29 protein-coding genes are annotated in these 26325 nt (G+C 56.6%); 4 read left to right on the forward strand and 25 right to left on the reverse strand.

Features of this window, described 5'->3' with window-relative positions; all coding sequences use genetic code 11:
* Positions 1-81: 81 nt before the first annotated feature.
* From ACREYP_RS20135 to ACREYP_RS20180, 10 genes are all read right to left on the reverse strand, one after another.
* Positions 82-1992, reverse strand: a complete 1911-nt coding sequence (locus ACREYP_RS20135; RefSeq protein ID WP_166993241.1) for a PRD domain-containing protein — start codon at positions 1990-1992, stop codon at positions 82-84.
* Positions 1993-2038: 46 nt separating this feature from the next.
* Positions 2039-3190 carry a lactonase family protein gene (locus tag ACREYP_RS20140; RefSeq protein ID WP_336818287.1) on the reverse strand — a complete coding sequence of 384 codons (1152 nt, stop codon included), beginning with the start codon at positions 3188-3190 and terminating at the stop codon, positions 2039-2041.
* 183 nt (positions 3191-3373) lie between these two features.
* Positions 3374-4114 (reverse strand): 2-dehydro-3-deoxy-phosphogluconate aldolase, encoded by a 741-nt coding sequence (gene dagF / locus ACREYP_RS20145; RefSeq protein WP_336818286.1) that lies wholly within the window; start codon positions 4112-4114, stop codon positions 3374-3376.
* A 2-nt stretch (positions 4115-4116) separates the two neighbouring features.
* Positions 4117-5229, reverse strand: coding sequence for a DgaE family pyridoxal phosphate-dependent ammonia lyase (locus ACREYP_RS20150; protein WP_336818285.1), 1113 nt, complete (start codon positions 5227-5229; stop codon positions 4117-4119).
* Entirely contained in the window at positions 5213-6346 is a 1134-nt protein-coding gene (locus ACREYP_RS20155) for an amidohydrolase/deacetylase family metallohydrolase (RefSeq protein ID WP_039299706.1), read from the reverse strand. The genes ACREYP_RS20150 and ACREYP_RS20155 overlap by 17 nt, the downstream gene beginning before the upstream one ends.
* A gap of 55 nt (positions 6347-6401) precedes the next feature.
* Positions 6402-7043, reverse strand: a complete 642-nt coding sequence (locus ACREYP_RS20160; protein ID WP_008453690.1) for a DUF4310 family protein — start codon at positions 7041-7043, stop codon at positions 6402-6404.
* 11 nt (positions 7044-7054) lie between these two features.
* Positions 7055-7831 (reverse strand): DUF4311 domain-containing protein, encoded by a 777-nt coding sequence (locus tag ACREYP_RS20165; protein ID WP_008453692.1) that lies wholly within the window; start codon positions 7829-7831, stop codon positions 7055-7057.
* Positions 7832-7855: 24 nt separating this feature from the next.
* Positions 7856-8152: a DUF4312 family protein gene (locus ACREYP_RS20170; RefSeq protein ID WP_008453694.1), complete on the reverse strand. Its 297-nt coding sequence runs from the start codon at positions 8150-8152 to the stop codon at positions 7856-7858.
* Between the two features lie 2 nt (positions 8153-8154).
* Positions 8155-8517 carry an SFCGS family glycine-rich protein gene (locus ACREYP_RS20175; RefSeq protein WP_008453696.1) on the reverse strand — a complete coding sequence of 121 codons (363 nt, stop codon included), beginning with the start codon at positions 8515-8517 and terminating at the stop codon, positions 8155-8157.
* A gap of 17 nt (positions 8518-8534) precedes the next feature.
* Positions 8535-8837 (reverse strand): glycine dehydrogenase, encoded by a 303-nt coding sequence (locus ACREYP_RS20180; protein WP_166877355.1) that lies wholly within the window; start codon positions 8835-8837, stop codon positions 8535-8537.
* Between the two features lie 402 nt (positions 8838-9239).
* Here ACREYP_RS20180 and ACREYP_RS20185 point away from each other — a divergent pair, with 402 nt between their 5' ends.
* Positions 9240-10178 (forward strand): LysR family transcriptional regulator, encoded by a 939-nt coding sequence (locus ACREYP_RS20185; RefSeq protein WP_336818284.1) that lies wholly within the window; start codon positions 9240-9242, stop codon positions 10176-10178.
* Here ACREYP_RS20185 and mdcH read toward each other — a convergent pair.
* From mdcH to mdcA, 8 genes are all read right to left on the reverse strand, one after another.
* Positions 10162-11070: a malonate decarboxylase subunit epsilon gene (gene mdcH, locus ACREYP_RS20190; protein ID WP_008453702.1), complete on the reverse strand. Its 909-nt coding sequence runs from the start codon at positions 11068-11070 to the stop codon at positions 10162-10164. The genes ACREYP_RS20185 and mdcH overlap by 17 nt on opposite strands.
* The gene (locus ACREYP_RS20195; protein ID WP_008453705.1) at positions 11067-11687 is read right to left on the reverse strand and encodes a malonate decarboxylase holo-ACP synthase; all 621 of its coding nucleotides are present in this window, start codon (positions 11685-11687) and stop codon (positions 11067-11069) included. The genes mdcH and ACREYP_RS20195 overlap by 4 nt, the downstream gene beginning before the upstream one ends.
* A gap of 3 nt (positions 11688-11690) precedes the next feature.
* Complete coding sequence (locus tag ACREYP_RS20200) at positions 11691-12650, reverse strand: AEC family transporter (RefSeq protein ID WP_166877368.1); 960 nt, start codon at positions 12648-12650, stop codon at positions 11691-11693.
* 125 nt (positions 12651-12775) lie between these two features.
* Positions 12776-13576: a biotin-independent malonate decarboxylase subunit gamma gene (gene mdcE, locus ACREYP_RS20205; protein WP_008453709.1), complete on the reverse strand. Its 801-nt coding sequence runs from the start codon at positions 13574-13576 to the stop codon at positions 12776-12778.
* Positions 13576-14406, reverse strand: a complete 831-nt coding sequence (locus tag ACREYP_RS20210) for a biotin-independent malonate decarboxylase subunit beta (RefSeq protein WP_336708777.1) — start codon at positions 14404-14406, stop codon at positions 13576-13578. Before ACREYP_RS20210 ends, mdcE begins: the two co-directional genes overlap by 1 nt.
* Positions 14399-14698, reverse strand: a complete 300-nt coding sequence (gene mdcC / locus ACREYP_RS20215) for a malonate decarboxylase acyl carrier protein (RefSeq protein ID WP_008453713.1) — start codon at positions 14696-14698, stop codon at positions 14399-14401. The genes ACREYP_RS20210 and mdcC overlap by 8 nt, the downstream gene beginning before the upstream one ends.
* Before the next feature lie 10 nt (positions 14699-14708).
* The gene (locus ACREYP_RS20220) at positions 14709-15578 is read right to left on the reverse strand and encodes a triphosphoribosyl-dephospho-CoA synthase (RefSeq protein ID WP_336818283.1); all 870 of its coding nucleotides are present in this window, start codon (positions 15576-15578) and stop codon (positions 14709-14711) included.
* A complete protein-coding gene (gene mdcA, locus ACREYP_RS20225) occupies positions 15578-17233 on the reverse strand; it encodes a malonate decarboxylase subunit alpha (RefSeq protein WP_336818282.1) in 1656 nt (551 codons plus the stop codon). The genes ACREYP_RS20220 and mdcA overlap by 1 nt, the downstream gene beginning before the upstream one ends.
* 385 nt (positions 17234-17618) lie before the next feature.
* Between mdcA and ACREYP_RS20230 the strand changes: the two genes are divergently transcribed.
* Positions 17619-18251, forward strand: coding sequence for a CatB-related O-acetyltransferase (locus ACREYP_RS20230; protein ID WP_336818281.1), 633 nt, complete (start codon positions 17619-17621; stop codon positions 18249-18251).
* 37 nt (positions 18252-18288) lie between these two features.
* On the opposite strand, the gene cybC is transcribed toward ACREYP_RS20230, so the two are convergent.
* Positions 18289-18675, reverse strand: coding sequence for a cytochrome b562 (gene cybC / locus ACREYP_RS20235; protein WP_008453720.1), 387 nt, complete (start codon positions 18673-18675; stop codon positions 18289-18291).
* Positions 18676-18733: 58 nt separating this feature from the next.
* Positions 18734-20086, reverse strand: coding sequence for a metalloprotease PmbA (gene pmbA / locus ACREYP_RS20240; RefSeq protein WP_039296438.1), 1353 nt, complete (start codon positions 20084-20086; stop codon positions 18734-18736).
* Between the two features lie 99 nt (positions 20087-20185).
* Between pmbA and yjgA the strand changes: the two genes are divergently transcribed.
* Positions 20186-20740, forward strand: a complete 555-nt coding sequence (yjgA, locus tag ACREYP_RS20245; protein WP_008453724.1) for a ribosome biogenesis factor YjgA — start codon at positions 20186-20188, stop codon at positions 20738-20740.
* A 57-nt stretch (positions 20741-20797) separates the two neighbouring features.
* Here yjgA and ACREYP_RS20250 read toward each other — a convergent pair whose 3' ends face one another.
* Both ACREYP_RS20250 and ACREYP_RS20255 read right to left on the reverse strand, forming a co-directional pair.
* On the reverse strand, positions 20798-21427 hold the full coding sequence (locus ACREYP_RS20250; protein ID WP_336818280.1) for a LysE family translocator: 630 nt from the start codon (positions 21425-21427) through the stop codon (positions 20798-20800).
* A 73-nt stretch (positions 21428-21500) separates the two neighbouring features.
* On the reverse strand, positions 21501-22031 hold the full coding sequence (locus ACREYP_RS20255; protein WP_008453728.1) for a GNAT family N-acetyltransferase: 531 nt from the start codon (positions 22029-22031) through the stop codon (positions 21501-21503).
* 193 nt (positions 22032-22224) lie between these two features.
* On the opposite strand from ACREYP_RS20255, the gene ACREYP_RS20260 reads away from it, so the two are divergent.
* On the forward strand, positions 22225-23253 hold the full coding sequence (locus tag ACREYP_RS20260; RefSeq protein WP_336818279.1) for a threonine aldolase family protein: 1029 nt from the start codon (positions 22225-22227) through the stop codon (positions 23251-23253).
* A 57-nt stretch (positions 23254-23310) separates the two neighbouring features.
* Here ACREYP_RS20260 and epmA read toward each other — a convergent pair whose 3' ends face one another.
* The 3 genes from epmA to ACREYP_RS20275 all read right to left on the reverse strand — a co-directional run bounded on the left by epmA (position 23311) and on the right by ACREYP_RS20275 (position 26199).
* Positions 23311-24288, reverse strand: coding sequence for an elongation factor P--(R)-beta-lysine ligase (gene epmA / locus ACREYP_RS20265; RefSeq protein WP_008453732.1), 978 nt, complete (start codon positions 24286-24288; stop codon positions 23311-23313).
* A gap of 104 nt (positions 24289-24392) precedes the next feature.
* Positions 24393-25439 (reverse strand): bifunctional transcriptional activator/DNA repair enzyme AdaA, encoded by a 1047-nt coding sequence (locus tag ACREYP_RS20270; RefSeq protein WP_336818278.1) that lies wholly within the window; start codon positions 25437-25439, stop codon positions 24393-24395.
* The gene (locus ACREYP_RS20275; RefSeq protein ID WP_336818277.1) at positions 25426-26199 is read right to left on the reverse strand and encodes an isocitrate lyase/PEP mutase family protein; all 774 of its coding nucleotides are present in this window, start codon (positions 26197-26199) and stop codon (positions 25426-25428) included. The genes ACREYP_RS20270 and ACREYP_RS20275 overlap by 14 nt, the downstream gene beginning before the upstream one ends.
* Between the last annotated feature and the right edge of the window lie 126 nt (positions 26200-26325).

Genomic DNA, 26325 nt, shown 5'->3' on the forward strand with positions numbered 1-26325 from the left:
TTCCGCCAGTTTTCATTCTGGCGAAGTAAACGTTGCCCACAGAATTCTCCCTCTCCCTTCCTGGATGAGGGTCAACTGTGATTACAGCTTACTCAGGCACTCCATCGCCACGGCTTTAAAACTGTCAAAATCCTTACTCTCGCGCAGCCGAACCATCGCTCGCTCACGCAGGAAGGTCACAAACAGGTCGTAAATCGCCATCGCCTCTTCGTATTCGCTTTTGCTAATCGCCAGCAGGAAGATCACGTACGCCGTCTCATCCCCCCAGCTAATACCGTGCGGCGCCAGCACGGTGTAAACCACCGTTTTTTTCGCCAGCAGGCCCAGCGAGTGCGGCAGCGCAATGCCTTCGCCCAGCATGGTGCTGACAATGGCCTCACGCTCCACCACCGACGGGTGAAAGTCTGCATCAACCACGCCTTCCCGCTCCAGCTGCTCGCAGAGCGTCAGGAACAACTGCTGCTGAGTCATAGGTTGATCGATAATGCGGAAATGGCTGGCATCGAAGAATTTCTCCAGCATGTAAGGCCTTGTTCTGTCCACCAGCACCAGCTTACCAAGCTGCTCGAGCTGATAATCCGTCGGGAACGGTGCCATCACCACCACCGGCTTTTCTTTCTCATTTATGCGCGCCGTGCTGATTACAAAGTCCTCATCCACGGTTTCAAGCTGCTCATAATCGCGCAGAGAGATAATGTTGGTCACTTCCACCTGCGGATATTTACGCAGCAGCATGGCCTGCAGCATACGCACCGTCGAATTCCCTGTATCGCAAACCAGCAGCACGCGAGGATGGCGCTGGTAGCCAATGTTGTAATGGCGCTCCAGACCCACACCGATGTGCAACACCAGAAAACCAATTTCGTTTTCGCTGATAGCGTAAGGGGTATATTTTCCCCAGCTTGAGACCGCTGCCAGCGTCATGTCGTAAGCCAACGGGTAATGCTGTTTGATGTTAGCCAGCAGAGGATTCGGGATGTTTATCTGGTAGCGCACCCGGGTGATCATTGTCTTGATATGGGTCAGCAGGTCGGCGTGCAGCTGCTCGTCGCTGAGAAGATTGTAGTTATAGTGGGTGTTGATGTAGCGCAGAATGTAGTTAACCAGCGCCTCATCATCGTCGGCGCTGATCGCGCTCGGCGCCACTTCCTGCACCTGCCGCGAGGCGATGTGCACCTGCAGCCACTGCTCTTCAGCTTCGGAAAGCGGCTTCCCCGCCAGTTGCTGAAGAAGAGCGGCAATCTGTCTGGCTGCCTCTTTCACCTGGACATCAACGCTATCCGCCGTAAATTCCGGTAGCGGATAGCCTTCGCTGATGCGACGAACCGCTACCGAACAATAGAGGCGAATAAACTGCTCGCCTTCATCGGTCAGGCGGATGTGGCAACGGGTAAAACAATCGTGCAGCGAACCGGCGAGCAACTCCGGGACACCCGCGTTCAGCGCTTCTTCCGTCAATAACGGATTTTCGCTGTCCTCTAAGGTTAACTGCCACAGCAGGTCAGTCAGGCAGGCGCGTATAGCCGTTTCGCTGCCGAACAGCTTCATGCCGTGGCGCGGGCGTGTCTCAATGGTCAGATGATAGCGGTTAAACCACTCCCGTACTTCGGCCATATCGCTTTGCAGCGTGGCCCGGCTGACAAACCACTCTTCGGCCAGATCTTCCAGCTTCAGTGAAAACGCCGCCGTCAAAAAACGCACCACAAGGTAATGCACGCGTTCTGGCGAAGTACGAGGAATACGAAGCTGACGCGGACGATGCTGCACCAGCTCGCCGTAACGCTCAGTATCCTCGATATTCAGTTGATAGCCCGCACCGCGGGTAAGCGTAAACTGAGCCCCGAAGCCTGACATCAGCGCATTAAGCGCCGTGATATCGGCCCGAACCGTACGAGTAGAAACGGACAAACGCCGCGCCAGTTCATCCTGGGGCAGCGTTTCGTTTTGCAGCATCTCAAAAAGCTGAGCCAGCCGTTGATTGGGGAATCTCACTACCGCTTCCTTTGGTTATCGGGGCGTTTAAGCGCCCCGTCCTGCTTTACTTAAACGGGGTGAAGACCATCTGTGACGGGCTTCCCACCGCCGTATAATCCTCGATAAAAGTTAATTTACCGCTGCCCGGGGCCACGCTAAAACGAGTAATGTTGTCGCTGCGCTGGTTCAGGGCATAAAGATGTTTGCCGGTATTATCCAGCGTCAGGCCTCGTGGATAGTCGCCTCTGGTCCAGATGTCGTCCTGATGCGTAAGCTCGCCGTTAGCGCCCACGCTAAAATGCGCGATGCTGTTATGCAGGCGGTTGGCCACATACAGTTGCTTGCCGTCGTGGCTGAGTACCAGGCCCGCGGCAAAGCTTGTGCCCTTATAGCCTTTTGGCAGGGAAGAAATCGTCTTTCCTTCTGTCAGCGTGCCTTTCTCACGGTCGAGCTTGTAATGGGTAAGCGTAGAAGCTTCTTCGTTAATCAACCACAGGCTCGCGCCGTCTGCGGCAAAGACAAAATGGCGTGGCCCCGCGCCTTTTGAAGAGGCGGCGATAAACGGCGGATCGTTTGGCTCCAGCACGCCTTTGCTTTGATCGAAGCGATACTGGTAGATCCGATCCAGGCCAAGATCGGTGGAGAAGACAAACTTGCCGCTCGGATCGGCGGCAATCATATGGGCATGCGGGCCGTTATGGTCGCTGGCGGCAAAGCTACCTTCTACCGCAGCTTCTGGTTTTGCCGCGCCCGGCTCACCACTGTCCTGATGCTTGTCGCTGGCTCCCTGCAGGCTACCGTCTGCATTAATCGGCAATACGGCGATTGAACCGCTCACATAGTTAGCCACCAGCAGGTGCTTACCCTGCGGCGTCAGGGACAGATAGACCGGGCCAGCGCCCCCGGAAGAGACCTGATTCAGTTCGGTCACACTTCCGTTATCACCCACACGCAATGCCGATACCACGCCTTTCTCGGCTTCGCTGGCTACGTATAGCGTTTTTCCATCCGGCGACGCGGTGAGCTGTGCGGCATTCGGCAGCGAGCTGACCAGCGTTTTCTCGCTAAGCGCGCCGGTTTTGGCGTCAACCTGGAAGCGGTAAAGCCCTTCGCCGTTGGGGTTGTAGGTGCCAACCCAGGCATAGTGGCTTTGCGCCGCGCTGTTGCCGGCGGCGAGTAAGGCAAATGAAGCAACAAGCAGAGTGCGTGCAGACATGCGTTTGTCCTCGAAGTGTGGTTGATGAGGATTATACCCTCACCCTAACCCTCTCCCTAAAAGGGAGAGGGGATCTTTCTTTTTCACATCAGTCCTTCTCTCTCCCTCGAAGGAGAACCGGCCTTTCTTTTCCCCCTCTCCCCTTTGGGGAGAGGGCCGGGGTGAGGGGAAACAGCGAGCACTTTACCCCACCAGCTTCTTCGTCATCGCCAACAGAGTGGCAACATCCGCCGGGCGCGTATTGCCACTGGCCTTGTCGATAATTGAGCTGTAAATATGCGGAATCACTTTGCTGACGCCGGCATCCAGCGCAATCTTCAGGATCTCCTCGTAGTTCTCAAGATCGATACCGCCTGTCGGCTCCAGCCAGAAGTCATGCTTCGCACAGGCTTCCGCTACCGCCTGGTACTCTTCACGGCAGTCCAGCCCGCCCATCGGGAAATATTTGATTGAGCTGCCGCCCATATCCTTCAGCAGCGCAATGGCCGTTTCGACAGGTACGATGCCGTCCGGCGCGCCAGAGCTTAACGGGCCAGTGGAGATTTTTACCCTCCCGACGGTGCCGGTCGGCGAAACCAGGCCGTTAACTACGCTGTCAGTCTGGCCCAGCAGCGCGCGGCTGGTGCCCACGCCGGTAAACACCTGATTGACGTGCTGGGGCTGAATCTGGCCGGAGATTTCGCTCACCATGGCAGATTGATTGGGATCGCCTGCACCAAGGCCAACGGACAGCGCGTTGTCGATCAGCGCCGCGTAATCACGCATGTCGGCGACCGCGCTTGCTACATCCGGGTAGTTTTTGGATAACACGCCAACCAGCACGTGACCTTCCGCCGCCTGGTAAATCTCTTTGGCGTTTTCTTTGGAGCCAGCCAGGACGTTCAGGCACACGCGATCGCGGTAAAAATTCGGGGTCAGTTTCATGCTTATTTCTCCTTGCTTACCAGCGCTTTGATGCAGCGGTAAATAATCTCCAGCTGTGCCGCGCTTACGCTGCGCACATCCGCTTCAATAATGCCTTCGTTGGCCTTATAGCCACGGAAGTAGATGGCGTATTCGCCCTGCTTCAGCTTACCGACAAGCTCGCCGGTGCTGATGCCAACGGTCGCCTCATCGAACTTGATTTCGCTGCGGGCGATATCGCGGCCAGCGGCGTCCCACACCACGCGCGCGGTAACGCCATTCAGCGTGTTCAGGCTGTCGATAAACGGCGTCATTTTGGCGACCATTTCGGCCCCACTCTCTTTGGCTGCGCTCAGGTAATGTTCAATCGCGCAGGTCAGACCGAGAATGCCTTCTTTGCCAACTTTCATCGCACGTCCGATACCGCCAGTTTGCAGCTTAACCCACTCGACGTACTGCTCTTTGCCGATCACCAGCCCGCTGGTTGGGCCTTCAATAGCTTTAGCCCCGCTGTAAATCACCAGGTCTGCCCCGGCGCGGTAGTAGCACTGCAAATCTTCTTCCGCCGCAGCGTCAACAATCAGCGGCAGGTTGTGCTTACGCGCCACAACAACGGCCTGCTCAACGCTGAGCATGCTTTTCTGCACCGAATGGTGGGATTTGATGTACAGAATGGCCGCCGTGCGCGGAGAAATAGCTGCGGCCAGCTGGTCCGCCGAACATTCGTTGGCGTAGCCCGCTTCAACGATTTTGCCGCCGCCCAGGTTCACCATCGTGCCGACCGGCGCGCCGAAGTTAACGTTGTGGCCCTTCGGCAGCACGATCTCGTTGTTCTCCAATGGGGCCGCATGTAGGTTCTCGATCAGCCATTGATTGTCTTTAACCAGCACCGCAGCTACGGACTGGGCAATACCGGCAGAAGCGCAGGACACCACGGTCGCCGCTTCAACATCGAGCAGTCCGGCAATGTAGGCGCCGGTCTTGTTGACCAGATCCTTCATTTCGAAGTAGTGATTCATGCCGGTGGTGACCGCATCCACCACTTCCTGGCGAGGCGTAGACACACCAAGAGCGGTCATGCGGCCAGATGCGTTAATCACCTGTTTTAAATTGTATTTTTCATAGATCGAAGACATGTTCAGCTTTCCCTTGTTCTGTAGTAAACCATTTCCCGGCGCGCACTGCGGCCAGCGCCACCAGCGCCTGGTCACCCGTCAGCGTTTGCTGCTCTGCGTCGGTAAATACCGTTGGCTGGCGGCGCAGTTCAAAGACGGTCAGATCGCCATCCAGCCCCACGGCCAGGCGGCCTTTATTTTTCAGACGTAATCCATCCGCAGCGTGCGCGGTCACACAGTCGATCACCTGAGGCAATGACAGGCCAATGGAGAGGAATTTCGACATCACTGCGCCGAGTGAATGCACCGGGCCGCTGATGCGGTTGCGGCAATAGATGTCCGAGCTGATGCTGTGCGGCAGAATGCCCTGCTGGATAGCGACACGCGCCACGTCAAAACTAAAGCTGGCGGTGCCGTGCCCGACATCCAGGCGCACCCCACGTTGGATAGCCTGCGCCACGGAGGCTCGCAGTTGCCCGGCCGGATTGAGAATGCGGTTCGGCTTGCCGTTGTAGCAGTGGGTGATGATATCGCCGCTGGTCAGCAGCTCAGCCACTTCATCGAGATCCGGCGGGTTATTGCCGATATGCACCATCAGCGGCAAATCACCGTTTTCTTTCTGGATAGCCTTGGCGCGCACCAGCGGCGTAATGCCGTTGTCACCTACCACGCTGCTGCTCATGCGCGCTTTTAAGCCCACGATAAAGTCCGGGTGGCGCTTCACCGCGCCGCGCACGGCGTCAGCGTCAATATTCGCCATATTGGACAGTTCGTTTTGGGCAATCAGGCCCACGCGGGAGATGTTCAGCAGCGCATAAACTTCGGTCGCTGCGCTGCGGGTGATTTGATAGAAATCGTCGACGTCATCGGCCCCGGTGCTTCCGGCATCAACGACGGTTGTCACGCCGGTATGAATCCCTACGCTGTCAGGTTCGTCATGGTAAATAGGGGACTTGGGGTAACAGTGAACGTGGGAGTCAATCCAGCCGGCGCTGACGTAGTATTCGCCGTTCAGCTGGCGCTCTTCAGTTGCCTCGCCGGTTATTTTGCCTAAGGCGGCAATTTTGCCGTCCTTCAGGGCGATATCGATTACGGTATCGTCCACCAGCCGCGCCTGGCGCAGGATCAGGTCAAACATATCTTTCTCCTTAACTGGCGGGCGAGCCACAGCCCGTCCGCCCTGGAAATACTGCTTACAACGCTACCGGGAAAATGGAACCTAAAATCATTGCGCCCAGGATCGCCCCGCCGGTAATCGGTTTGCCCCAGAGGTAAAACAGCAGAGAGCCGATCAACGAGCCGATGCCGATGGGAATCGAAGCCGTCATGGCGCTGAGGATAATCAACGGCCCAAGGAAGCGGCCGGAGGCGTTACCCGCGCCCATCATGACGTCCGCCCCGTAGGTCGAGTCGCTCTGATTGATGGTGAACTTACGTGCCAGGATGATGATGTAGCCAATGGCGAGACCAATCACCAGGCCAGTCACCAGCGATGCGGCAAAGTTTGCCACCGGGAAGACAAAGCCCGCGCCCAGCAGCAGCGCCGGAACGCCGAGGCCTACGCCGGTTTGAATCGCCCCACCGATATCCAGGATCCCGACCAGAGAGCCTTCGATGATGCGGGCAAACAGGAAGCTGGCGCCAAACGCCGCCACCGCGCCGTAAACGCCGGTATCAATCCCGGACTTCAGCATCGCCACGAAGGCGACTTCGTTAAACGCGCCGATGCCGTACAGGTAGTACATGTGTGTCCCGGCAAACACGCCGGAGGAGAGCAGGCCGACAAAGATCGGGAATGACCAGTCCGCGTACCAAAAGCCTTTATTCTGTTCCATGCGTTATCCCCTTATTTGCCGCTCAGCGAGTTATGCAGCAGATCCAGCCAGTTCGGCACGGTCATGTGGAAAGACTCAATCATCTTCATGTCGAACCCGCGGAAGAAGGCGCTCAGCACAAACAGGGCCACGATAGCCGTCATCATCACTTTGGTGACACGGTGCCAGCCGCTTTCTTCAACGCCTTTACCGATCAGGATACCCAGCACCAGTCCCGGCACGGCGTTGCCCATGATCAGCTGCGCTGCGCCGCCGAAAATGGTTGCCCAGAAGCCGGATTTTTTGCCCGCGTCGATAGCCGCCAGCCAGAAAATGACCGGCATCACGGTGTTCACCAGCAGGTTAGCCGCAGGGACCAGCACTTTGACTGCCGTGACCTGAAGTGCCGCCGGCACCGCAGAGGCCGTAGAGTTCAGGAACGCCACCACGATCATGCCGATGATGCCGCAGGCGATAGCCATTTTTTTCGGGTCGTGGAGGGTTTCCGCCACGTTACGGTTCTTCACCATCAGAGCAGCCGCGCCCCAGTTAGGGATGATGCGGTGGTCAACGTCCTGGGTGAATGCCCCCGCCGCGACGGAAGACGCCCAGGCGTTAAAGAAGAAGCCAAGCCCAAAGGAGAAGTGAGAAGCCGGATCCCCTTCACAGGAGTTCAGCTCGCCGAGTGTACGAAATGCGCCCATGCCCTGGGAGGTCGGCGCATGGAACATACGCGCGGCCCCGGCACCAACGCCCACACCGACGAGGCCGCCGATAATGAGTGATTTGAATAATATGATTAAGAACATGAGTCTGCCCTTGTTAGTGTTATTTTATTGTGCGACGAAATCCACCTCATCGAGGTTAAGAGCCGTCACGTTGACGGAAACATCCAGCTCCACGCTGTAGCTCCGCCTTTCCCGGCGCAGGAAGAAGAACAGAAAAGCTTCTTTGCGCACCCTGACCTGCGCCTGAACAACCTGCACGTCCTGTGGCTCAATGCGCAGAAGAATGTGGTTGGTGGATTTAAGCACCGTGCCCTGAACGTGATTCAGGGCGTCGGAAAAGGCTTTGGCTTTGGTATCGCCGCGCCCGCTAACTCGCACCGTGGTAGCGAATTTTTCTTTCATACTTAACTGCCGTACTTCTTGTTCCACGCCTGTACCAGGCGCTCACCCAGCTCTTCTTTGTCCATAAAGCCAAAGCCAAGCACGTTGTTGCCTTCGTTAATCGCCGTCACGCCTTCATCAACGGAGCGCATGCCGTACTTAGCTTTGTAGCCGTGTTTGGTTTGTGCGGTGATAGCACCTGCGCCGCCGCTGCCGCAGAAGGAGATACCAAAGGTGGCATTCTCCGCTTTCATCACGTCGCCCAGCTTCATGTCGGCGGCGACGCCTGGAATAACCACGGCGCGACCGCCCGCTTTTTCGATCCCTGCTGCAACTTTCTGGCCTTTGCCCAGACGGTCACCAATGACTACGGTAATTTGTTCCATTGTTTTCTCCTGATTATTCAAAGATTGTCTTTCGCCACTTCGAAATGCACTGACAGCAACCACGCTTCTTCTACCGGCAGATTTCCGAACTGATCGACCACCGCCTGCGCCATTTCCATCGACTCCGCGGAGATCTCCTCGAACAAGCTCTCTTCCACTTCTGGTAAAGGCTCTCCGGTCAGAGAGCGATGAATCATCGCCTTCACGTGAGAGGCCAGCATTTGTTCCTGTACCCCGTTAGGCGTGATGTGCTTACTTTTGAACAGCGCGTCAATAAAACCCTGAATACGCGCCGTTAACTCCTCGGCTTCATTAACCATTACCGCTCCGTTATTCACCTTGGGTACCTCGTTAACTAATCTGTTTTTTAAGCTACCTGGCGGGGGGAAAGGTTTGTAGCGAGTTGTTTTCCACTTCGAAGTGGAAATCGCGGCGGCAATAGTGATCTGTTCCACATAAAGAGCCGGAATAGCGCTTTTCCGCTGGCTTACCGTGAATTGGCTCACATAACCGAGTGATAAAAGGCCGTTTTTCCAGCGGCGCTTTTTGTTTGAAAGTGTGATGAAAGGACCGTTTTAGCGCCATCATTGGCGTTGCTTATGATGGATACGTTCGTGGCGCAACGGTAAATCCTGCTGCTTATTGCGGCTCATCAGTGCCGTCTGGTCTCGTTTGCTATACCTTAATGGCATAATTTTTCCGACTGGGGTTATCGCCGGGTAATGAAAATCGACGCTGAAATCACTTTCCGCAAGCTTGAGATATTCATGGAGTTTATGGAGAAAGGGAACATTGCGCGCACCGCCGAAGCGCTGGGTATTAGCGGGGTTAGCGTGCACCGCGCGTTGCATACCCTGGAGGAAGGTGTGCGCTGCCCGCTGTTTATTCATAAAGGGCGCAACCTGGTACCGCTCGAATCGGCATTTACCCTGCTGGAGCACAGCAAAGAAGTGGTTGCGCTGATGGCGCGCGGCATCGATGAAACCCGCCAGACGGCAGGCGTAGGCCAGGGGCGACTGCGTATCGGCACCCTCTATTCCCTGACGCTCGAAACCGTTCCGAAACTTATCATGGGCATGAAGCTCAGGCGGCCGGAGCTGGAAATGGATCTCACCATGGGCTCAAACCAGGTGCTGCTAAATATGCTGGAAGACGGCGTACTGGACGCTATTTTGATTTCCATTTCTGAAGGTGAAGTGGATCGCTCGAGGCTGGAAGTCCTGCCCATGTTTAGAGACGATATTTTCCTGGCAGCACCGGCCAGCTTCCCGCTGGACACCTCACACCCGGCAGATCTGCGTGAGTTCCACGCGGAGAAATTCGTTTCTCTGGCGGAAGGCTTTGCCACCTATGCGGGATTTCAGGAAGCCTTTAACGTCGCCGGTTTCGAGCCGGAAATCGTTACTCGGGTAAACGACATTTTCTCAATGGTCAGCCTGGTACAGGCGGGTGTAGGGCTAACCTTGATGCCCGGAAGAATGAAGAAGGTGTATGAAAATTCAGTGCAGCTGCTGAGGCTGGCCGAGCAATATCAGATGAAACAAACCATCGCTATCGTCTTTGCCCGCAACCGTGAACATGACCCGAACCTACTGGCGCTGGCCGCCGAGGGGCGAATGTACGCCCGCACGTTCATCGATACGCCTAACGCGCCGCCCTAGTTTTTTCCACAAGGTGGACAATGGCCGCCACGCTGTTTTGTTCGCGACAAACGGTGATCCCCTCACGAAACGCCTGCCGCGTCAGACCTGAAAGCACGCTACCCGGCGGCATTTCAATCGCCAGCCGCACGTCTCGCTCGTTGGCAGCAATCATCGCCTCTCGCCACCGCACCGTGCGGGCCATATTCAGCGCCAGATCTTCCGCAATTAGCTCTGGTAGCCAAAGTACCCGGCCCGTGCTGCCGCTGAGATAAGCGCAGTTGGGACGACTTAGCGCCACATCAGCAAATGCTTGTTTTAACTTCTGCGCAGGCGCATTCAGCAAGGCACAGTGAGAGGGCACGCTAACCGCCAGCTGCCGGGCTTTTTGAGCCCCCTGCTCAAGCGCCCTACCCGCAACCTTCGCCATAGCCTCCTCGCTACCGGCGATGACGATTTGCTGTTCAGCATTAATATTCGCGATGTAAGTGCCGCTGCCCGCCACCAGGAGTTCCACCTGTTCCAGACGCAGCCCGACGATAGCCGTTAAGCCGTAGCCTTCAGGATAAGCCTGCTCCATCAGATCGCCGCGAAGCGCCACCAGCCGCAGCGCATCTGAAAAGGGAATAACGCCGGCGACTACGGCTGCCGGAAACGCGCCGATAGACAGTCCGCTGACCATGTCTGGTTTTACGCCGCTACGCTCAAGCTCCTGCGCCCAGGCGACACCTGCGATTAGCAGGCAAAGCTGTACGGCACGAGTATGCCTCAGCGCAGCAGCACTATCTAACTGGCCTGCTTCGTCCCCTAAGACCGCCCTGACCTGCGTCAGGATGGCGTCGCGCTCGGGTAGATCCTGTAGCATGCCCACACGCTGGGTTCCCTGCCCGGGAAAAGTAAAAAGTATTTTCATCCGTTTTTCTCCGGCAACCAGGGGTCGATCACAAGCAGCGGCCCCTGATTCGTTTTCAGCAACACGCGTTTTTCTCTTAGCCATTCCGCCAGCGCAAAAGCGCCGTAAGGCGTTTCGATTTGCGTATCAACCCTGCACAGCAGTCGCCCGGTCAGGCTCTGCCACTCTGTCAGCGCCTCTTTTGATATCGGCTGTGGGCTGCGAATCAGCACATCCAGATCGCTCTCGGCATGCATCACCGGCATTTCTGTTGCCAGCGCGTAACCTACGCTCCCGGTAATACCCCAGCACCATGCCCACGGGCGGCTGGCCAGCTGAATAGCGCCCTGCACCGGCGGCATGGAAACAAACGGGGAATTGAGCAGCAGCTCACGGCTGGATAACGCTTCAGGGCTAACAACGCGTTTAACGCTCGCCGTACTTACCCAGCCCGCTGCTCGCTGATCGCGTCGCATCCCCCGCACGCCTACCGGCACACGTCCGTCACGTTCGACATCACGCCGTACCACTACCGGCAGCGCAGGACGCCACTGGCTGGCTATCCACTCCTCGCGAACCCCCTCCAGTGCTTCGCGGTCGGTGAGCCAAAGGAGATCGTGGGGGCGCAATGTCGGCATAGGTTAAATTCCTGAAGTCAGCGTAATAAACAGCGGTAGCGACAGGATAGAGAGTACCGAGCTCAGCAACAACACAGCTTCCGCATCCGGCGATTGCACACCAAACCGGTTGCCAAAAACTACGCCAAAGAAGCCGGCGGCCAGGGCAATCATCAGAATGGAGGTAATGGCCACCGGGCCAGTCAGGCCGAGCGCCAGCACGATGCCCCAGGCGATAAACGGCTGGATAAGCAGTTTGGTAACGGTCGCGGTGATAACCATAGTGTTGATCTGCAGCTTACGCGCAGACAGGATCACGCCGGTCAGGAACAATGCGGCTGCGGTAGCGGCCAGGCCCAGCGGTTTAATAGAAGCCAGCAGCAAGTCAGGCATCCGGACACCGACAGCCGACAGTACAACCCCCAGCAACGGTCCCCACACGATAGGTTTTTTCACCGAACGCCACATCAGTACAGGCAACATTGTCAGCGTTGAGCCAGTGTTTTCCCCTGCCGCACGTGCTTTTTCACGTTCAAGAATCAGCAGGCAGAACGGCGTCATCAGGACGGAGCCGCAGGCAATCGACACCGCGACGGAAAGCGAAGTCGAGGAGCCTTCCCCGAGCACGCTGCCTAAAATCGGCAGGCCAAGCGCGGCATAGTTAGGCAGCGCCACGGTAAGCGTCAACACGGCGGCATCCTGCGGCGACTTTTTAAATACGCTGGTCGCCAGGAAGTAAATCGCCGCATAGGTAATCCACATCGAAAGCACCAGCACCACGATTAGCGGTGACTGCTGAACAATGCCAAGCCACGGCGTTTGTACTGTCGCGCTAAACAGCGCGGCGGGTAGAGCAAAGTCCATGACAAAAATATTAAGCAGCGAGACATTTTTGTTATCGACCATTTTCGCTTTGCCGGCGAAAAATCCCAGCAGCATGATGACAAAAATAGGGGCCAGAGCATGAACGATCACGTAAGTCATAACTTCACCTTGAGTCAATAAAGAGAGTTAGCACGGTCGCGATATTTATTATTTTTCGGACGTCTTTTTATTCAGACACGGCGCGCCGTGTCTGGTTATAGCATCCGGCAGGTCTGTCTTTTTTCTTACCAGCTGGCGCGCATGCGTTCACGAACCAGCGCCGAACTGTGGCGATTTTTCGCCAACAGACGACATTTCAGCGAAGTATCGCTCCGAGCCTCTTTCACTGCCGTACTCAGGGCAGCCTGTACTTTTGTCACATCGTCACTCTTCGGCTCATCCGGATTATGGATATCCAGCAGCATCGAGAGCAGACCCAGGGTTTCGTAATTGCTGATGTCATAGGCCATTGGAGGAATGGTCGCGGCCAGTTTTTCCAGCGCCTCGACGGTGCGTAAGGTGATCCGCGCGGCGGACTCTTTCCCCATCGCGTGAATCATTACGCCCTGGTCGTTAAAAGCGATCAGTCGGTTAGCCTGGTAGCCGTGAGCGAGAAATGCCCCGGACATCGCCTTGCCGACAATCAGGCCCACAACAGGGTGCCCGGCCAGACGAGCGTTGGCGTAAGCGCCTGCGGCACCTGCCAGCGCCTGGTGAATACCGAATGCCTCTTCGCGGCGACCATAGGCCTGACTAGGGACATCAATAACGGCGATGATGGCTCGCTTTTCAGCTTTGTCGGCATCTTCAGCGATGGTTTCGCTGACCACTTTTGCCAGCGTCCAGCCTTCTAACAGCCCGACTTCGCCGCCAGCAGCCCGGGGGTAATGGTTATTGGCATCGGGCACCACAGCGATAAAGCGTGCAGGTTTTCCGTCAACGTTACCGTCGGCGACCTGTACGGAGGCGCACAGTCCCGCCATACGTGGTGCATCCGGGACCAGAGTGTCCAGCCAAACAGCGGCACGATTCAGTTTCTGGCTCATTAGCGTTTCTCCCCAAAAAGCTGTTTGATTTGTTCGGCATCAGCCTGTTGACTGGTGTCGAAATGGGTCAGGCGATCCAGATACCACGCGTAGTTATCGGTGCGATGCAGTGCCGGAACGCCTTTGGCGATGGCTTTGTTGACCGCCTGCTTGACTGCGTGAACGCCGTCCCCAACCAGCGCGTCCACCAGCCCGCTCTGGTAGCGAACTTCGCCACCGGTCATGCTCCAGATAAACGGCCGATCCCGGGAATCGTATTCCTCAATGCCCGCTTCTTGCTCGATAACCTGAGGACCATTGAGGCCCAGGCGCGCTTCGCGAGTTACAATCAGATAGCTGCAAAGTGCAGCGGCAATCGACATCCCCCCAAAGCAACCCACGGTTCCAGCGACAACGCCAATCACCGGGGTATAGCGACGCAGATCGACAATCGCCGCGTGAATATCGGCAATCGCCGCCAGGCCGAGGTTAGCCTCCTGCAGGCGCACGCCGCCGGTTTCCAGGCAAAGCACCGCCTGCGTCGGAATACCGTTGCGGTTGTCTTCCGCCGCCAGCTCAAGCGCGGCGGCCATTTTCGCCCCGGAGACTTCACCCATACTGCCGCCCTGGAATGCGCCTTCGATGGCAATCACCACCGCCGGACCACCGTTGATCGTACCTTTGGCCACGACCATACCGTCGTCGGACTGAGGCACAATGCCCTGAGGCCCCAGCCATGGCGAAATAATGCCCTCAAAAGGATCGAGCAGTTCGCGGTAGCTGCCTTCATCAAGCAGCAGACGGGCACGCTCGCGTGCTCTTAATTCAATAAAACTGCTGTCGTCACGCATGAGCCACCTCCTCAAAAACCTGTTCAATGCGGATACGCGCCACGCCCGGCGTCGCGCCAAAATCATGAATGTGCATTTGCCCGGCAGGCAGTTGACTCAGCGCGGCCAGGCGCTCGAAAAGCGCTTTCCAGCGTTTTTCGCTGTTATCGACGGAGGTGGTAATGTCGATGGTCAGAATCTGCCCCTGTGCGGCAGTAAACAGGACTTCCATATCGCCGGAGCCCACCACGCCAGCCAGAGCTTTGCCTGTGGCCGTGCGGGTTGCCGGAAATGACAACGTAATGTGTTCCATAACGCCCTCGTTAATTAAGTGAGTGAAGCGGAGTGGCATCGTTATCGATGCGGTCCAGCAGGAACGTGGCGGCGAGCAAATCAGCCGCGCCGCCCGGAGAGGCATTCAGCGCCAGCATATTGCGGTCGAGCAAATCCAGTGCATCACGGCCTTCTTTGCGCGAAATCCCCCCGTTCATCAGCACGCTGCGGGCACCGTTCTGCATTGTTTCCAGGCCAGGTAAACCGGCACGAGAAAGTACACAGGTATCTGAAAGTGAAGTCATAATCGCCATCAAAGCGTCAATCCTGGCCTCGCTTTCCGTTGCCCCGGACTGGCGGCTACGGCGAAGCTGGGGCAGCGCAAGGCGCATCACGTGAGGGAAACCCTGCTGGGCCTCTTCTCGTGCACCCGGCACGCGATAGCGTCTTGTGGCTCTTAACCCTTTGCTGAAGCTTTTTGGCGCGGCTTCATCAGGAAGTGCTGCAAGTCGCGCTGCCGTAGCGGCGATCTCCACGCTGCTGCCATTCATACCGTGCATAGCGGTGGCGGAAATCAGCAGGCCGAGCGCCCAGATGGCTCCCCGGTGGGTATTCACTCCCCCGGTCGCCGCCATCATCTGTTGCTCACCTTCGCGACCCAGGCGCCCTATCAGTTGGCGCAGCGCGATGTCTGCCGGACGTTCCCAGCTTTGTAATGCCAGAGCATGAAATGTCGGGGTCAGGCTGAGGGCCGATCGCTCCATCAGCGCCAGGCTGAGGTCGTGATGGGCGCCATTCCCCCGGCTGTCCACCAGACCGGGTTTCGGGCTCAGGCGGGCTTCTTCGATCAGGCTTTGGGTCGCAGCCCTTGCCAGCCAGCCCGCTTCGGCCTCGACGCCTTTCTGTGGATGTAATTTCATTACCAGCTCCGGAATTTCGCTGGCGGGTTGTAAAGACCGCCGGACCATTCGACGAGATCGGCCACGCTGCTTGCCGCCAGGAGAGAACGGGTCGCCTCGCTGCGGCGGATCCCCATATCTTCCGGGTAAGCCACTTTGCCGCTCTGGCGAAGTGCGGCGACACGTTTAGCGTCCACGCCCAGGCCGATGTCGGTGATACCGGCGACCGCCGCTACCATCGCGCGGCGTTCTTCCAGACTCTCCGCACGGTAGAGATACGCAATGCCTTCCTCAGTGAGCACGTGGGTGACGTCGTCGCCGTAAATCATTACCGGGGCCAGCGGCATCCCGGAGGTTTTGGCCACCTCTACGGCATCCAGAGTTTCCACAAAGGTGGGCTTCACGCCCGCCTGGAAGGTTTCGACCATCTGCACCACCAGCTTTTTACCGCGCTGCATCGGATCGGGCTCGGTGATCATATTCAGCCAAGCCGGCGTGGCGTGGCGACGACCGTGCGGATCGTGTCCCATATTTGGCGCGCCGCCGAAGCCCGATAAGCGGCCACGCGTCACGGTTGAAGAGTTAGCCAGGCCATCAACCTGCAGGGTGGAACCAATAAACATATCCACAGCGTATTGCCCGGCCAGTTGGCACATGGCTCGGTTGGAGCGCATAGAGCCGTCGGCACCGGTAAAGAAGATATCCGGGCGGGCGCGAATGTACTCTTCCATGCCCAGCTCGCCGCCGAAGCAGTGCACGCTCTCGACCCAGCCGCTTTCAATCGCCGGGATCAGCGTCGGGTGCGGGTTCAGGGTCCAGTGTTTGCAGATTTTACCTTTCAGACCAAGCTGTTCGCCGTAAGTCGGCAGCAGCAGCTCAATGGCGGCGGTGTTAAAGCCGATCCCATGGTTCAGCGACTGAACCTGGTGTTCGGCGTAAATGCCTTTGATGGCCATCATCGCCATCAGGATGTGTTCCTGCTTGATCAGGCGCGGGTCACGGGTAAACAGCGGTTCGATAAAGAAGGGTTTGTCGGCAACCACCACGTAGTCAATCCAGGATCCGGGAATGTCCACGCGCGGCAAATCGCAGTCATCGTCCACCAGTTCATTAACCTGGGCGATAACAATCCCGTCATGGAAGGCGGCAGCTTCAACCAATGCAGGCGTATCTTCAGTGCTCGGCCCGGTGTACAGGTTTCCTTTGCGGTCGGCTTTATAACCGGCGATGAGCGCGACGTTAGGCGCAAGATCGACGAACAAGCGCGCATAAAGCTCGATGTAGGTGTGAATCGAGCCAATTTCTAACAGCCCGTCTTCAAGCAGTTGAGAAATACGCAGGCTTTGGGTGCCGGAGAAAGAGAAGTCAAGCTTGCGGGCGATACCTTTTTCAAAAATATCAAGGTGTTCACTCCGGCCGACGCTCGGCATGATCATATGCAGATCGTGTACTTTTTGCGGGCTGACTTCTGCCAGCATGCGGGAGAGAAAATCGGCCTGTTTTTGGTTATTTCCTTCCAGCACTACCCGGTCGCCCGGTGCAATCAGCTTTTCCATCACTTCGACGAGGTCCCCGGTCGGGATCACCTTGCCCTGTACGTTACTGGACGCCATACGTCGCTGCTTCTCGGTGCGACGCGTGTTCCAGACGCGGGCAGGCGTTTGGCTAGCACTCATTATTAACCTCCTGATTCAGCGCATCATTTTGATTGGCTTTAGTCTGGTTAAAAGTGTGCGCCACGCGGGGTTGGCTATCAATTAAGCTCAGGCGTTAATCATTAGCCTTAGAGTAATAATGGGTTTATCGTTTTGTGATCGAGGTAGAAGGCGAAGATGGCCAGGGTGCGCTACGCGGATGAAGGAGGAAAAAGGTGTACTTCGCTGCCCCCGATGTTAAGGTTGGCGAGTCTTAAATACAGGTTTTAACGTCATGCTGCTCGTCGCCGTACTCAACAATCCTCTGCTAAAACAGCCGCGCATCGCTTAGCGCGCTCACACATTCCCGTCTGCAATTTGAAACGGAACCTTGTTCCGTGGGCACACTTTTGTTGTGAGAAAAAACATGTCAAAGACTGAAAAGCACTGGTCTCAGGTCGAGCACCTGCACGAAACGGTGACCAACCCCAATATTCATATTAAAGGCCAGCACAGTTATTACAGCGACTGCTGGGATAGCGGTTTTGAGCGAAGCGTGGTGCGCTACCTGCAGGGTGACGCGGTGAGCCGGGAGTGGGAGCCCATTGGCGAGCTTGACCAGCTGTGGATAGGGGATTACGTCTGTATCGCCGCCGAGGCGGTGATCCTGATGGGCGGCAACCACACGCACAGAGGCGACTGGTTCTCTCTTTACCCCTTTATCGAAACCATCAAAGACGCCTACCGCGCCAAAGGCGACACGACGCTCGGAGACGGATGCTGGATAGGCATGAGGGCAATCATCATGCCCGGCGTAACCATCGGTGAAGGCGCAATTATTGCCGCTGGCAGCGTGGTGACGAAAGACGTCGCGCCTTACAGCGTCGTCGGCGGTAACCCGGCCAAACCAATCGCCCTGCGTTTCGAACCCGAGGTGATTGAGCGGCTGCTGAAGCTGCACATTTACCAGCTAAGCGACGAGCACTTTCAGGCTATTCGGCCCCTGTTGAGCAATAACGATATTGCTGCGCTGGAGCAGGCGGTGGGAGAACTGCGGTAAAGAAAGCGGGCGGGAATATCCCGCCCGTTGTTAAATCTTAGCGAAACTTCTTGTGGTAGGTATCGCGAGTGGTTTTGAAGTCTGCGGCAGCAGCCTGAGCTTCTGTCACTTTGCCTTCGTTGGCCAGCTTCAGGGCACCGTCAATCTGGCCCACGAGAATATCAAACCCGTGGCGGTACTCTTTCATGTTGGCGCTGTCGGCAGCCTCATTTTCCAGCTTAGGCGGGGTGCCTTTCTGCGCATCCAGAGCCGCTTCACGCATGTTGCCCAGTGAGGTTTTCAGCTCGGCGGCATCTTTGGTGCTCAGCACGGTCTTGTAGTTTTTCGCGATAATGTCCATGTCGTCACCGACATCTTTGGCAAACGCAGCGCCGGACAGTAACACGGATGATACGGCTAACATTGCAATCAGTTGCTTACGCATTTACTCACCTTATCTTTTTTATATGAGAAACGGGCGCGGCAGGACGCGCCACATTGCTTTACTGACCGGCTATCTTCATCTCCGGAAGTAAGACTGAACCACACTGAATGTTGCTACGTGTTTCTATATCGTTGCCAATAGTAACTATCTCGCGCCACATGTCTTTCAGGTTGCCGGCGATGGTGATTTCGCTCACCGGATACTGGATCTCGCCATTTTCAACCCAGAAGCCCGCCGCACCGCGAGAATAGTCGCCGGTAATGCCGCTCACGCCCTGCCCCATCAGCTCGGTCACCACCAGCCCGGTGCCCATCTGTTTCAGCATTTCCTCAAAGCCCAGGCCCTGGCCAGCAATGCGCCAGTTGTGGATCCCGCCCGCGTGGCCGGTGCTTTTCAGCCCCAGCTTACGTGCGGAATAGTTGGTCAGCAGCCACTGCTGCAGCACACCGTCCTTGATGATATCGCGGCGTTCGGTACGCACGCCTTCGCTGTCAAACGGCGTGGAAGCCAGGCCTTTCAGCAGGTGCGGATGCTCTTCAATGGTCAGCCAGTCCGGCAGAATTTGCTTGCCGAGGGAATCCAGCAGGAAAGTTGATTTGCGGTACACCGCACCGCCCGCAATCGCGCCGACCAGGTGACCAAACAGCCCGGTCGCCACTTCATTAGCGAAAATCACCGGGGCTTTCATGGTGGACAGTTTACGCGGAGACAGGCGAGACAGCGTGCGGCGCGCGCAGTCGGCCCCGACCCATTCAGGTGATTTCAGGTCTTCCATCGCGCGACCGATGGTGTATGCGTAATCCCGCTCCATATCACCGTTTTCTTCGGCAATGACGCAGCTCGAAAGAGAATGGCGGGTGGAGCAGTAGCTCTGCAGCATACCGTGGCTGTTGCCGAAAACTTTGATGCCGTAATGGCTGTTAAAGCTGCCGCCTTCGGTATTGGTAATACGTTTGTCCACGTTCAGGGACGCGTTTTCCGCTCGCGCGGCAAGCTCAATGGCGCGCTCCGGGTCAATTTCCGTTGGGTGGAAGAGATCCAGATCGGGGGCATCAAAGGCCAGCAATTCTTTATCCGCCACGCCAGCATAAGGGTCCGGCGAGGTATAGCGAGCGATGTCCAGCGCGGCCTGTACGGTACGGGCAATGGCGTCCGGGCTCAGATCCGTGGACGAAGCGCTGCCTTTGCGGTTTTGGTGATAAACGGTGATGCCCAACGCACCATCGCTGTTGAATTCGACGTTCTCCACCTCACCGTAGCGGGTGCTGACGCTGATACCGGTGGTTTTACTGACCGCCACTTCCGCGCCGTCTGACTTGCCCTTTGCCAGCTCCAGCGCCTGTGAAACCGCCTGCTCCAGAACCTGACGTTGTTGTGCTACTTGCGTGTTTACTTTCATCGCTACTGCCATAATGTAAGGTGAGTCGTTCAAGTCTAACAGGATCAGAACAATTTCGCAGTGCAGGCCCATTGCTGGTAATATCCGCGTCAACTTTTTAAGGAGCCTAATATGACCAAGCAGCCCGAAGACTGGCTCGACGACGTGCCCGATGATGAAAATGAAGACGAAGATGATGAAATTATCTGGGTCAGTAAAAGTGAGATTAAGCGCGACGCCGAAGAGCTAAAACGCCTGGGCGTTGAGCTGATGGAACTGGGCAAAAATGCCCTGGAAAAAATCCCGCTCGACGATGATTTACGTGCCGCCATTGAGCTGGCGCAGCGCATCAAGAAAGAAGGCCGCCGCCGCCAGGTGCAGCTGATCGGCAAGATGATGCGTTCCCGCGACATGGATCCAATCCGTCAGGCGCTCGACAAGCTGAAGAACCGCCACAACCAGCAGGTTTCGCTGTTCCACAAGCTGGAAGCCCTGCGCGACCGCCTGGTTGAAGAAGGCGATGACGCGATGAGCGAAGTCCTGAGACTTTATCCGCAGGCGGACCGCCAGCAGCTGCGCGTGTTGATCCGTAACGCGCAAAAAGAAAAAGCGGCCAATAAGCCGCCTAAGTCCTACCGTCAGATCTTCTCTTACCTTCGCGAACTCGCCGAAGAGCAGGAAAGCTAAGACGTTAGCGCTGGCCTGTTTTTTCCCCGGCCAGCGCTCAATTTCCTCTGACCTTTCTCAGGTCAAATTACTGCGTCGATACAGCGCCACGCCCACCGCCAGCACGGCGAGCATACCCGCACAGCTGCGGTTCACCCAGCGCATCACGTTGGCGGAGAATTTACGCATCGCGTGGCGGCCACCCCAGGCGTAAATCGTCATCATGATGCAGTCAATAATCGCGCTGACCAGCGCCAGAATCATGTACTGCATCGCCACCGGCTCCTGCGGGCGGATGAACTGCGGTAAAAATGCCGAGAAGAACAGCAGCCCTTTGGGGTTGGATAAGCCGACCATCAGCGATCGCAGAAACGCCGTTTTGCCCGTGGCCACTGCCGCCGAAGCGCTCACGCTTAGTGCCTTAGCAGGTGCGCGCCACAGCACGTAAGCCAGATAGACCAGGTAAAGCACACCGCCCCATTTCACCACTGCAAACAGCTGTTCAGAAGCCTGCAACAACGCGCCCAGGCCGCAGCCCACCGCGCCAATCAGCAGCAGGTCCGCCAGCACCGCACCGAGGAAGCCGTAGCCCGCAATGCGCATTCCGTAGGTGGCTCCGTTATTGAGCGCTAAAAGCATCGACGGGCCTGGCGTCACCATAACCGCGCTAACGGCGATGACGTAAAGAAACAGCGTGGTGATATCCATCTATTAAGTCCTGGTAAAAAATAGATTAGCGCCCGGCGGCGACTGCCTGCCGGGTACTTTAAAAACGTTTAGATTAAAGCGGGCGTTCCATCACGATGTGGCAGAGATCGTCAAAAAAGCGGCCATACTGAGCGTCACCGATGGGCTGCGGATAACTCAGCACAATCAGCTGATGATCGTGGATATCCGCATGGTAAGTCGGATGGTGATGCACATAGTCGTTTTCGCAGAAGCCTAGGCTTTGGTAAAAACGCAGCCGCTTATGAGCGATCTCAGTGGTGAGCGGATCGATTTCGAGGATAGTTTGCGGGTAAAGCCGCAAAAACTGGCTCAGCATTCGCTTGCCGTAGCCCTGCGCACGCAGCTGGCCGTTCACGGCGAGGTGCTCAATATAGGCATAATCGCCAAAATCCCACGCGCCGATCATGCCGACAAACTGCTCGCCGTCGAACCAGGCCTGCAGGCTGTAATTCGGGTGAGAAAGCGCGCTAATTTTTGCGGCGGGCTGGCGTTTCTCATGGCGCGGAAAGGCGCTTTCATACAGCTCGTCCACGCATTCAAAATACGGGGAGCTGCGGTCGGTAATTCGTTTTATCGTTAGCATGAGCGCAGTTTACCAAATGTATACACTTTACGATCGCCATTTCGGGTAGCTTATTCACATTGCGCTAATGCCCTACGTTCCCCTTTGACTTAATCCGTCCAGATAGAGGTTCTCTGCTTTGATGCCAGATATCGATGCCCAACGACGCGCTCTTAAGCTTGCCTGTAAAACCGAGCTGAGAGGATTTAAAGAAATGACACCTGCGGAGCAATTCCGGGAGATGGCCGACTGGGCCAGGGAAAATGAATTCGCCCATGACAGCTACGGCGTTGGGGATTTTATCGCGGGTTTTGAGACCAAAATCGCTCAGCTACTAGGTAAACCAGCGGCAATATTTATTCCTACCGGAGTGATGGCGCAGCTGATAGCGGTCATTATCTGGAGCGAACGTAACCGCCTGCCTCGCTTTGGCACGCACGCGACATCGCACCTGCTGATTCATGAACAGCAAACTTTTCAGGCCCTGGTGAAGATGCATGGCGTCGTCGTAGGTCATAAACTACGGCCTATCCTTGCCAGTGATTTTACCGCCATAGCGGAGCCTTTAAGCTGCCTTGTGGTTGAACTTCCCGCGCGTGAGATTGGCGGACAACTCCCGGAGTGGGACGAGCTGGAAGCCCTGAAAGCCGCAGCCGCAGAAGCTGGCACGCCGCTGCATATGGACGGGGCTCGCCTCTGGGAGAGCCGGGCGTATTACCAGCGCACCTGGGCTGAAATTGCTGAGGGTTTTTCTTCAGTCTATGTTTCCGTCTACAAGGGCCTCGGGGGTATTTCAGGTTCGTTACTCGCTGGCGATGAAGACTTTATCCGCCAGGCTCGCGTCTGGCTCAGACGATTAGGCGGTAACGTGGTGACGCAAAGTCCCGCGGTGGTTTCCACGGCAATGCGCTTAGAAAAACGGCTGACCATCCTTGAGAGCTGCTATCAGCGCACCCTCAGTCTCGCCGCCAGCCTGGAGGCCGTGCCGGGCATTCGTATCCTGCCCCGCAGACCTCAGGTCAACATGCTGCATGTTTATTTCGATGCGGATAAAGAAACATTACTCAGCGCCAGGGATGAAATAGCCAGGCAGGAGGGATACTGGCTGTTCAATGCGCTGGAAGAGGCCGAAGTACCGGGCTGGTGTAAAACGGAATGGTATGTAGGCGACAACATGCTGCCGATAGGCAACGAGACCGTTTTAAACTTGTTCCACCAACTGATGGCTAAAGCGAGCCGCTAACCGTTCGCCAGCAGATAAAAAAAATGGCCCCGCATAGGGGCCAGTTTTCTTCGGGCGTTAAGCGCGGTCCACCGTAAAGGCTAAGACATCGGCAAGGCTTTCCGCCCCCAGCGCCAGCATAATTAGGCGGTCAACGCCCAGCGCTACGCCGGAGCTGTCCGGCATGCCCGCTTCCAGCGCCGCCAGCAGGTTCATGTCCACCGGCTGCTGCGGCAGGCCAAGCGCCGCGCGTTTGCGGTTATCCTGCTCGAAACGCTGCTGCTGTTCGCGGGCATCTGTCAGCTCATGGAAGCCATTCGCCAGCTCGATACCTTTGAAGTAAACCTCAAAGCGCTCCGCCACGCGGTGATCTTCGGTGCTGATCTGCGCCAGAGAGGCCTGGCTTGCCGGGAAGTGATACACGAAGGTCGGCTTGTCTTTACCAATCTGTGGCTCGACGCCCATCGCGAACAACAGCTGCAACAGCGTGTCCCGGTCTTCTTCTTTGTCGGCAATGTTGCTCAGGTCGAGCTTCGCCGCCGCTTCACGCAGCTGCGCTTTGTCTGCAGACAGTGGGTCGATATCCAGATGGCGCTGGAAGGCCTGCTGGTAAGACAAACTTTCTGCGGCGCCGCATTCCAACACCTGCTGCAGGAGATCGTCCACCTCATTCATCAGGCGGTACATGTCGTAATGCGGGCGATACCACTCCAGCATGGTGAATTCCGGGTTGTGGTGGCGCCCCATCTCTTCATTACGGAAACTGCGACACAGCTGGAACACCGGGCCACAGCCCGCCGCCAGCAGGCGTTTCATGTGGTATTCCGGGCTGGTCATCAGGTACAAATTCATGCCCTGAGAGTGACCTGGGCCGACGAAACGGGTTTCAAACGGCACCAGATGAATATCGGTTACCGTCGCCTGGCTCATGCAGGGTGTTTCCACCTCCAGAACGCCTCGGTCGGCGAAGAAGCGCCGAATCTCCGCCATAATGGCGGCGCGTTTTAACAAATTGGGGATGGATGCGCTCGGCTGCCAGGTGGCCGTTTCGCTCATGAGAAAGTCTCCGTATTTATGCAAGGCCGAGAAGTCTACCCGCATCACAGAAAGGAGACAAATTTTGTGCAGAGAATTTTGTTCTGAGCGTTTTATGGCCCGCGTTACGCAAACTTTTTCTCGTGCTCAAGCAGCCATTTTTTTCGTGCAATGCCGCCACCGTATCCCGTCATAGTCCCGTTTTTACCGATGATTCTGTGGCACGGAATGACGATGGCAACCCGGTTCGCGCCGTTGGCTCCGGCCACCGCACGCACGGCATCTGGATTCTCCATTTTTATCGCCAGCGCCTGATAGTGGGACGTTTCGCCATAAGGCACGGTCCCAAGCTGCTGCCAGACTTTTTGCTGAAACGCGCTGCCCGGCGTCTGCAGTGCAAGGGTGAACTGCTGCCTTTTTCCAGCAAAGTATTCCCCGATCTCTTTTTCCGCCTGCCGCGTATGATCATTTTCCCCGGCGATGATACGGGCATTGAGCCGCGACTGCAGATCGTCAAATTCCCGCTCCAGCGCGCGTCGGTCAACAAATTCCAGCAGGCAGACGCCCATCTCGGTGGCGCACACAAACATCGGCCCGATGGGCGTGGTAAAACGGTGAATAATGATGATATCTGCCGCCCGACTGGGGGCATCGCCAGTGAGCTTTTTGCAGGTATAGCCAAACCCACTCAGCGAGTCGTAGCCGCTGCTAAACGCCGCATCCGTCGCACTTTTCCCACGCCTGAGCTCCTGCAACGCCACATTCACACGCAGCATTCTCTGCCAGGCCTGAAAAGTCATCCCGTGGTGTTGCACAAACCAGCGCCGGAGACGTTCAGGGCTGATGTTGTGCTCACGCAGCTCACCATCGCTGACCCGGTTCTCACTGCTCGCCCTGAAAAGGGCAATGGCCTGCTCGACTATGGGCGGCGCAGAGAAGGCATTTTCAGTGGGGCGGCAGATCTTACAGGGACGAAAGCCCGCGTGAAGCGCGGATTTGAAGTCGTCATAAAACTCAACGTTACCCCGCTTAGGCTTACGGGCGCGGCAGTTGGAAATGCAGAACACGCCGGTGGTTTTCACGCCCACGAAAAAAACGCCGACATGCTCGGAAGAGCGCGCCACCAGCGCCTCGTACCAGGTATTGCACTGCTCGATATCAAGGATTTTCATCGGCAAAGATCTCGTCAAATGCGCCCTGCTGGCGGAGGCTAAACAACAGATGCTGTAACTTACGGTTCAGCGCGGCGTGCACGAAATTCCCCATTGAAATACGTTTCACCCCCAGCGCCGCCAGTTGATCAAAATCGGGCAGACCCGGCATGCACATCACATTCAGCGGCAGATCAACTGCGCCGGCAATCGCCTGAATATCTTCAGGTGAGGTCACGCAGGGCACAAAGAAGCCGTCAGCCCCCGCCTGTTGATATAGCCTGCCGCGGGCGATCGTTTGATTCAGCGCATCTAATTCACCAAGCAAGAAGCCATCGGTTCTGGCATTGATAAAGAGCGGCGTTTTCGCGGCATCCAGCCCTGCTTTGATCGCGTTCAGGCGGACAGCGAAGTGTGTTGCATCCAGTAAACGACGCGTTCCCTGTTCAACTTTGCTGTCTTCAAGGTTAATGCCGACAACGCCCAACTGTGCCAGCTGAATGGCCTGGCTCACAACCATTTCGGTCTCAGCCCCATATCCGGCTTCCATATCGACGGAAAGCGGCAAGCTGACGCGCTCACGTATGCGGGCCACCAGGGCAAGAAGTACAGAAAATGGCAGCGCTTCGCCATCCTTGTAGCCCAACATATCGGCAATTGCCGCGCTTGAGGTGCCCAGCGCCTGATAACCCGCGTCCTGTGCCGCCTGAGCGCTGCTGACATCCCAAACGTTAGCCAGCAGCAATGGCGTGCTCTGATAATGCATCTGACTGAAGCTCATTTTTATCCCCTGCTTTTATAGAATGGAAAAGATTCTGAGCTCCAGCCGGGGCGGCAACAACCGAAAAACAGACGACTATTTTTCGCCGCTTTTTGTTCGCATTACACCATTTAAACATTCATTTTT

Origin of the sequence: Enterobacter sp. TMH.L2 (genome assembly GCF_050847315.1) — a bacterium.
Classification (GTDB): domain Bacteria; phylum Pseudomonadota; class Gammaproteobacteria; order Enterobacterales; family Enterobacteriaceae; genus Cedecea.

Coding starts and splice junctions, on each gene's coding strand:
- epmA (WP_008453732.1), bottom strand. CDS start 24,288: ATGAGCGAAACGGCCACCTGGCAGCCGAGCGCATCCATCCCCAATTTG.
- dagF (WP_336818286.1), bottom strand. CDS start 4,114: ATGAAACTGACCCCGAATTTTTACCGCGATCGCGTGTGCCTGAACGTC.
- ACREYP_RS20270 (WP_336818278.1), bottom strand. CDS start 25,439: ATGAAAATCCTTGATATCGAGCAGTGCAATACCTGGTACGAGGCGCTG.
- ACREYP_RS20155 (WP_039299706.1), bottom strand. CDS start 6,346: ATGTTTGACCTGATCCTGCGCCAGGCGCGGCTGGTGGACGATACCGTA.
- ACREYP_RS20195 (WP_008453705.1), bottom strand. CDS start 11,687: ATGCCGACATTGCGCCCCCACGATCTCCTTTGGCTCACCGACCGCGAA.
- ACREYP_RS20180 (WP_166877355.1), bottom strand. CDS start 8,837: ATGGTTAATGAAGCCGAGGAGTTAACGGCGCGTATTCAGGGTTTTATT.
- ACREYP_RS20275 (WP_336818277.1), bottom strand. CDS start 26,199: ATGAGCTTCAGTCAGATGCATTATCAGAGCACGCCATTGCTGCTGGCT.
- ACREYP_RS20260 (WP_336818279.1), top strand. CDS start 22,225: ATGACACCTGCGGAGCAATTCCGGGAGATGGCCGACTGGGCCAGGGAA.
- ACREYP_RS20200 (WP_166877368.1), bottom strand. CDS start 12,650: ATGACTTACGTGATCGTTCATGCTCTGGCCCCTATTTTTGTCATCATG.
- cybC (WP_008453720.1), bottom strand. CDS start 18,675: ATGCGTAAGCAACTGATTGCAATGTTAGCCGTATCATCCGTGTTACTG.
- mdcC (WP_008453713.1), bottom strand. CDS start 14,698: ATGGAACACATTACGTTGTCATTTCCGGCAACCCGCACGGCCACAGGC.
- ACREYP_RS20165 (WP_008453692.1), bottom strand. CDS start 7,831: ATGTTCTTAATCATATTATTCAAATCACTCATTATCGGCGGCCTCGTC.
- ACREYP_RS20255 (WP_008453728.1), bottom strand. CDS start 22,031: ATGCTAACGATAAAACGAATTACCGACCGCAGCTCCCCGTATTTTGAA.
- ACREYP_RS20210 (WP_336708777.1), bottom strand. CDS start 14,406: ATGCGTGACGACAGCAGTTTTATTGAATTAAGAGCACGCGAGCGTGCC.
- ACREYP_RS20230 (WP_336818281.1), top strand. CDS start 17,619: ATGTCAAAGACTGAAAAGCACTGGTCTCAGGTCGAGCACCTGCACGAA.
- mdcA (WP_336818282.1), bottom strand. CDS start 17,233: ATGAGTGCTAGCCAAACGCCTGCCCGCGTCTGGAACACGCGTCGCACC.
- pmbA (WP_039296438.1), bottom strand. CDS start 20,086: ATGGCAGTAGCGATGAAAGTAAACACGCAAGTAGCACAACAACGTCAG.
- ACREYP_RS20140 (WP_336818287.1), bottom strand. CDS start 3,190: ATGTCTGCACGCACTCTGCTTGTTGCTTCATTTGCCTTACTCGCCGCC.
- yjgA (WP_008453724.1), top strand. CDS start 20,186: ATGACCAAGCAGCCCGAAGACTGGCTCGACGACGTGCCCGATGATGAA.
- ACREYP_RS20150 (WP_336818285.1), bottom strand. CDS start 5,229: ATGTCTTCGATCTATGAAAAATACAATTTAAAACAGGTGATTAACGCA.
- ACREYP_RS20160 (WP_008453690.1), bottom strand. CDS start 7,043: ATGGAACAGAATAAAGGCTTTTGGTACGCGGACTGGTCATTCCCGATC.
- ACREYP_RS20175 (WP_008453696.1), bottom strand. CDS start 8,517: ATGGAACAAATTACCGTAGTCATTGGTGACCGTCTGGGCAAAGGCCAG.
- ACREYP_RS20170 (WP_008453694.1), bottom strand. CDS start 8,152: ATGAAAGAAAAATTCGCTACCACGGTGCGAGTTAGCGGGCGCGGCGAT.
- mdcH (WP_008453702.1), bottom strand. CDS start 11,070: ATGAAAATACTTTTTACTTTTCCCGGGCAGGGAACCCAGCGTGTGGGC.
- mdcE (WP_008453709.1), bottom strand. CDS start 13,576: ATGAGCCAGAAACTGAATCGTGCCGCTGTTTGGCTGGACACTCTGGTC.
- ACREYP_RS20220 (WP_336818283.1), bottom strand. CDS start 15,578: ATGAAATTACATCCACAGAAAGGCGTCGAGGCCGAAGCGGGCTGGCTG.
- ACREYP_RS20250 (WP_336818280.1), bottom strand. CDS start 21,427: ATGGATATCACCACGCTGTTTCTTTACGTCATCGCCGTTAGCGCGGTT.
- ACREYP_RS20185 (WP_336818284.1), top strand. CDS start 9,240: ATGAAAATCGACGCTGAAATCACTTTCCGCAAGCTTGAGATATTCATG.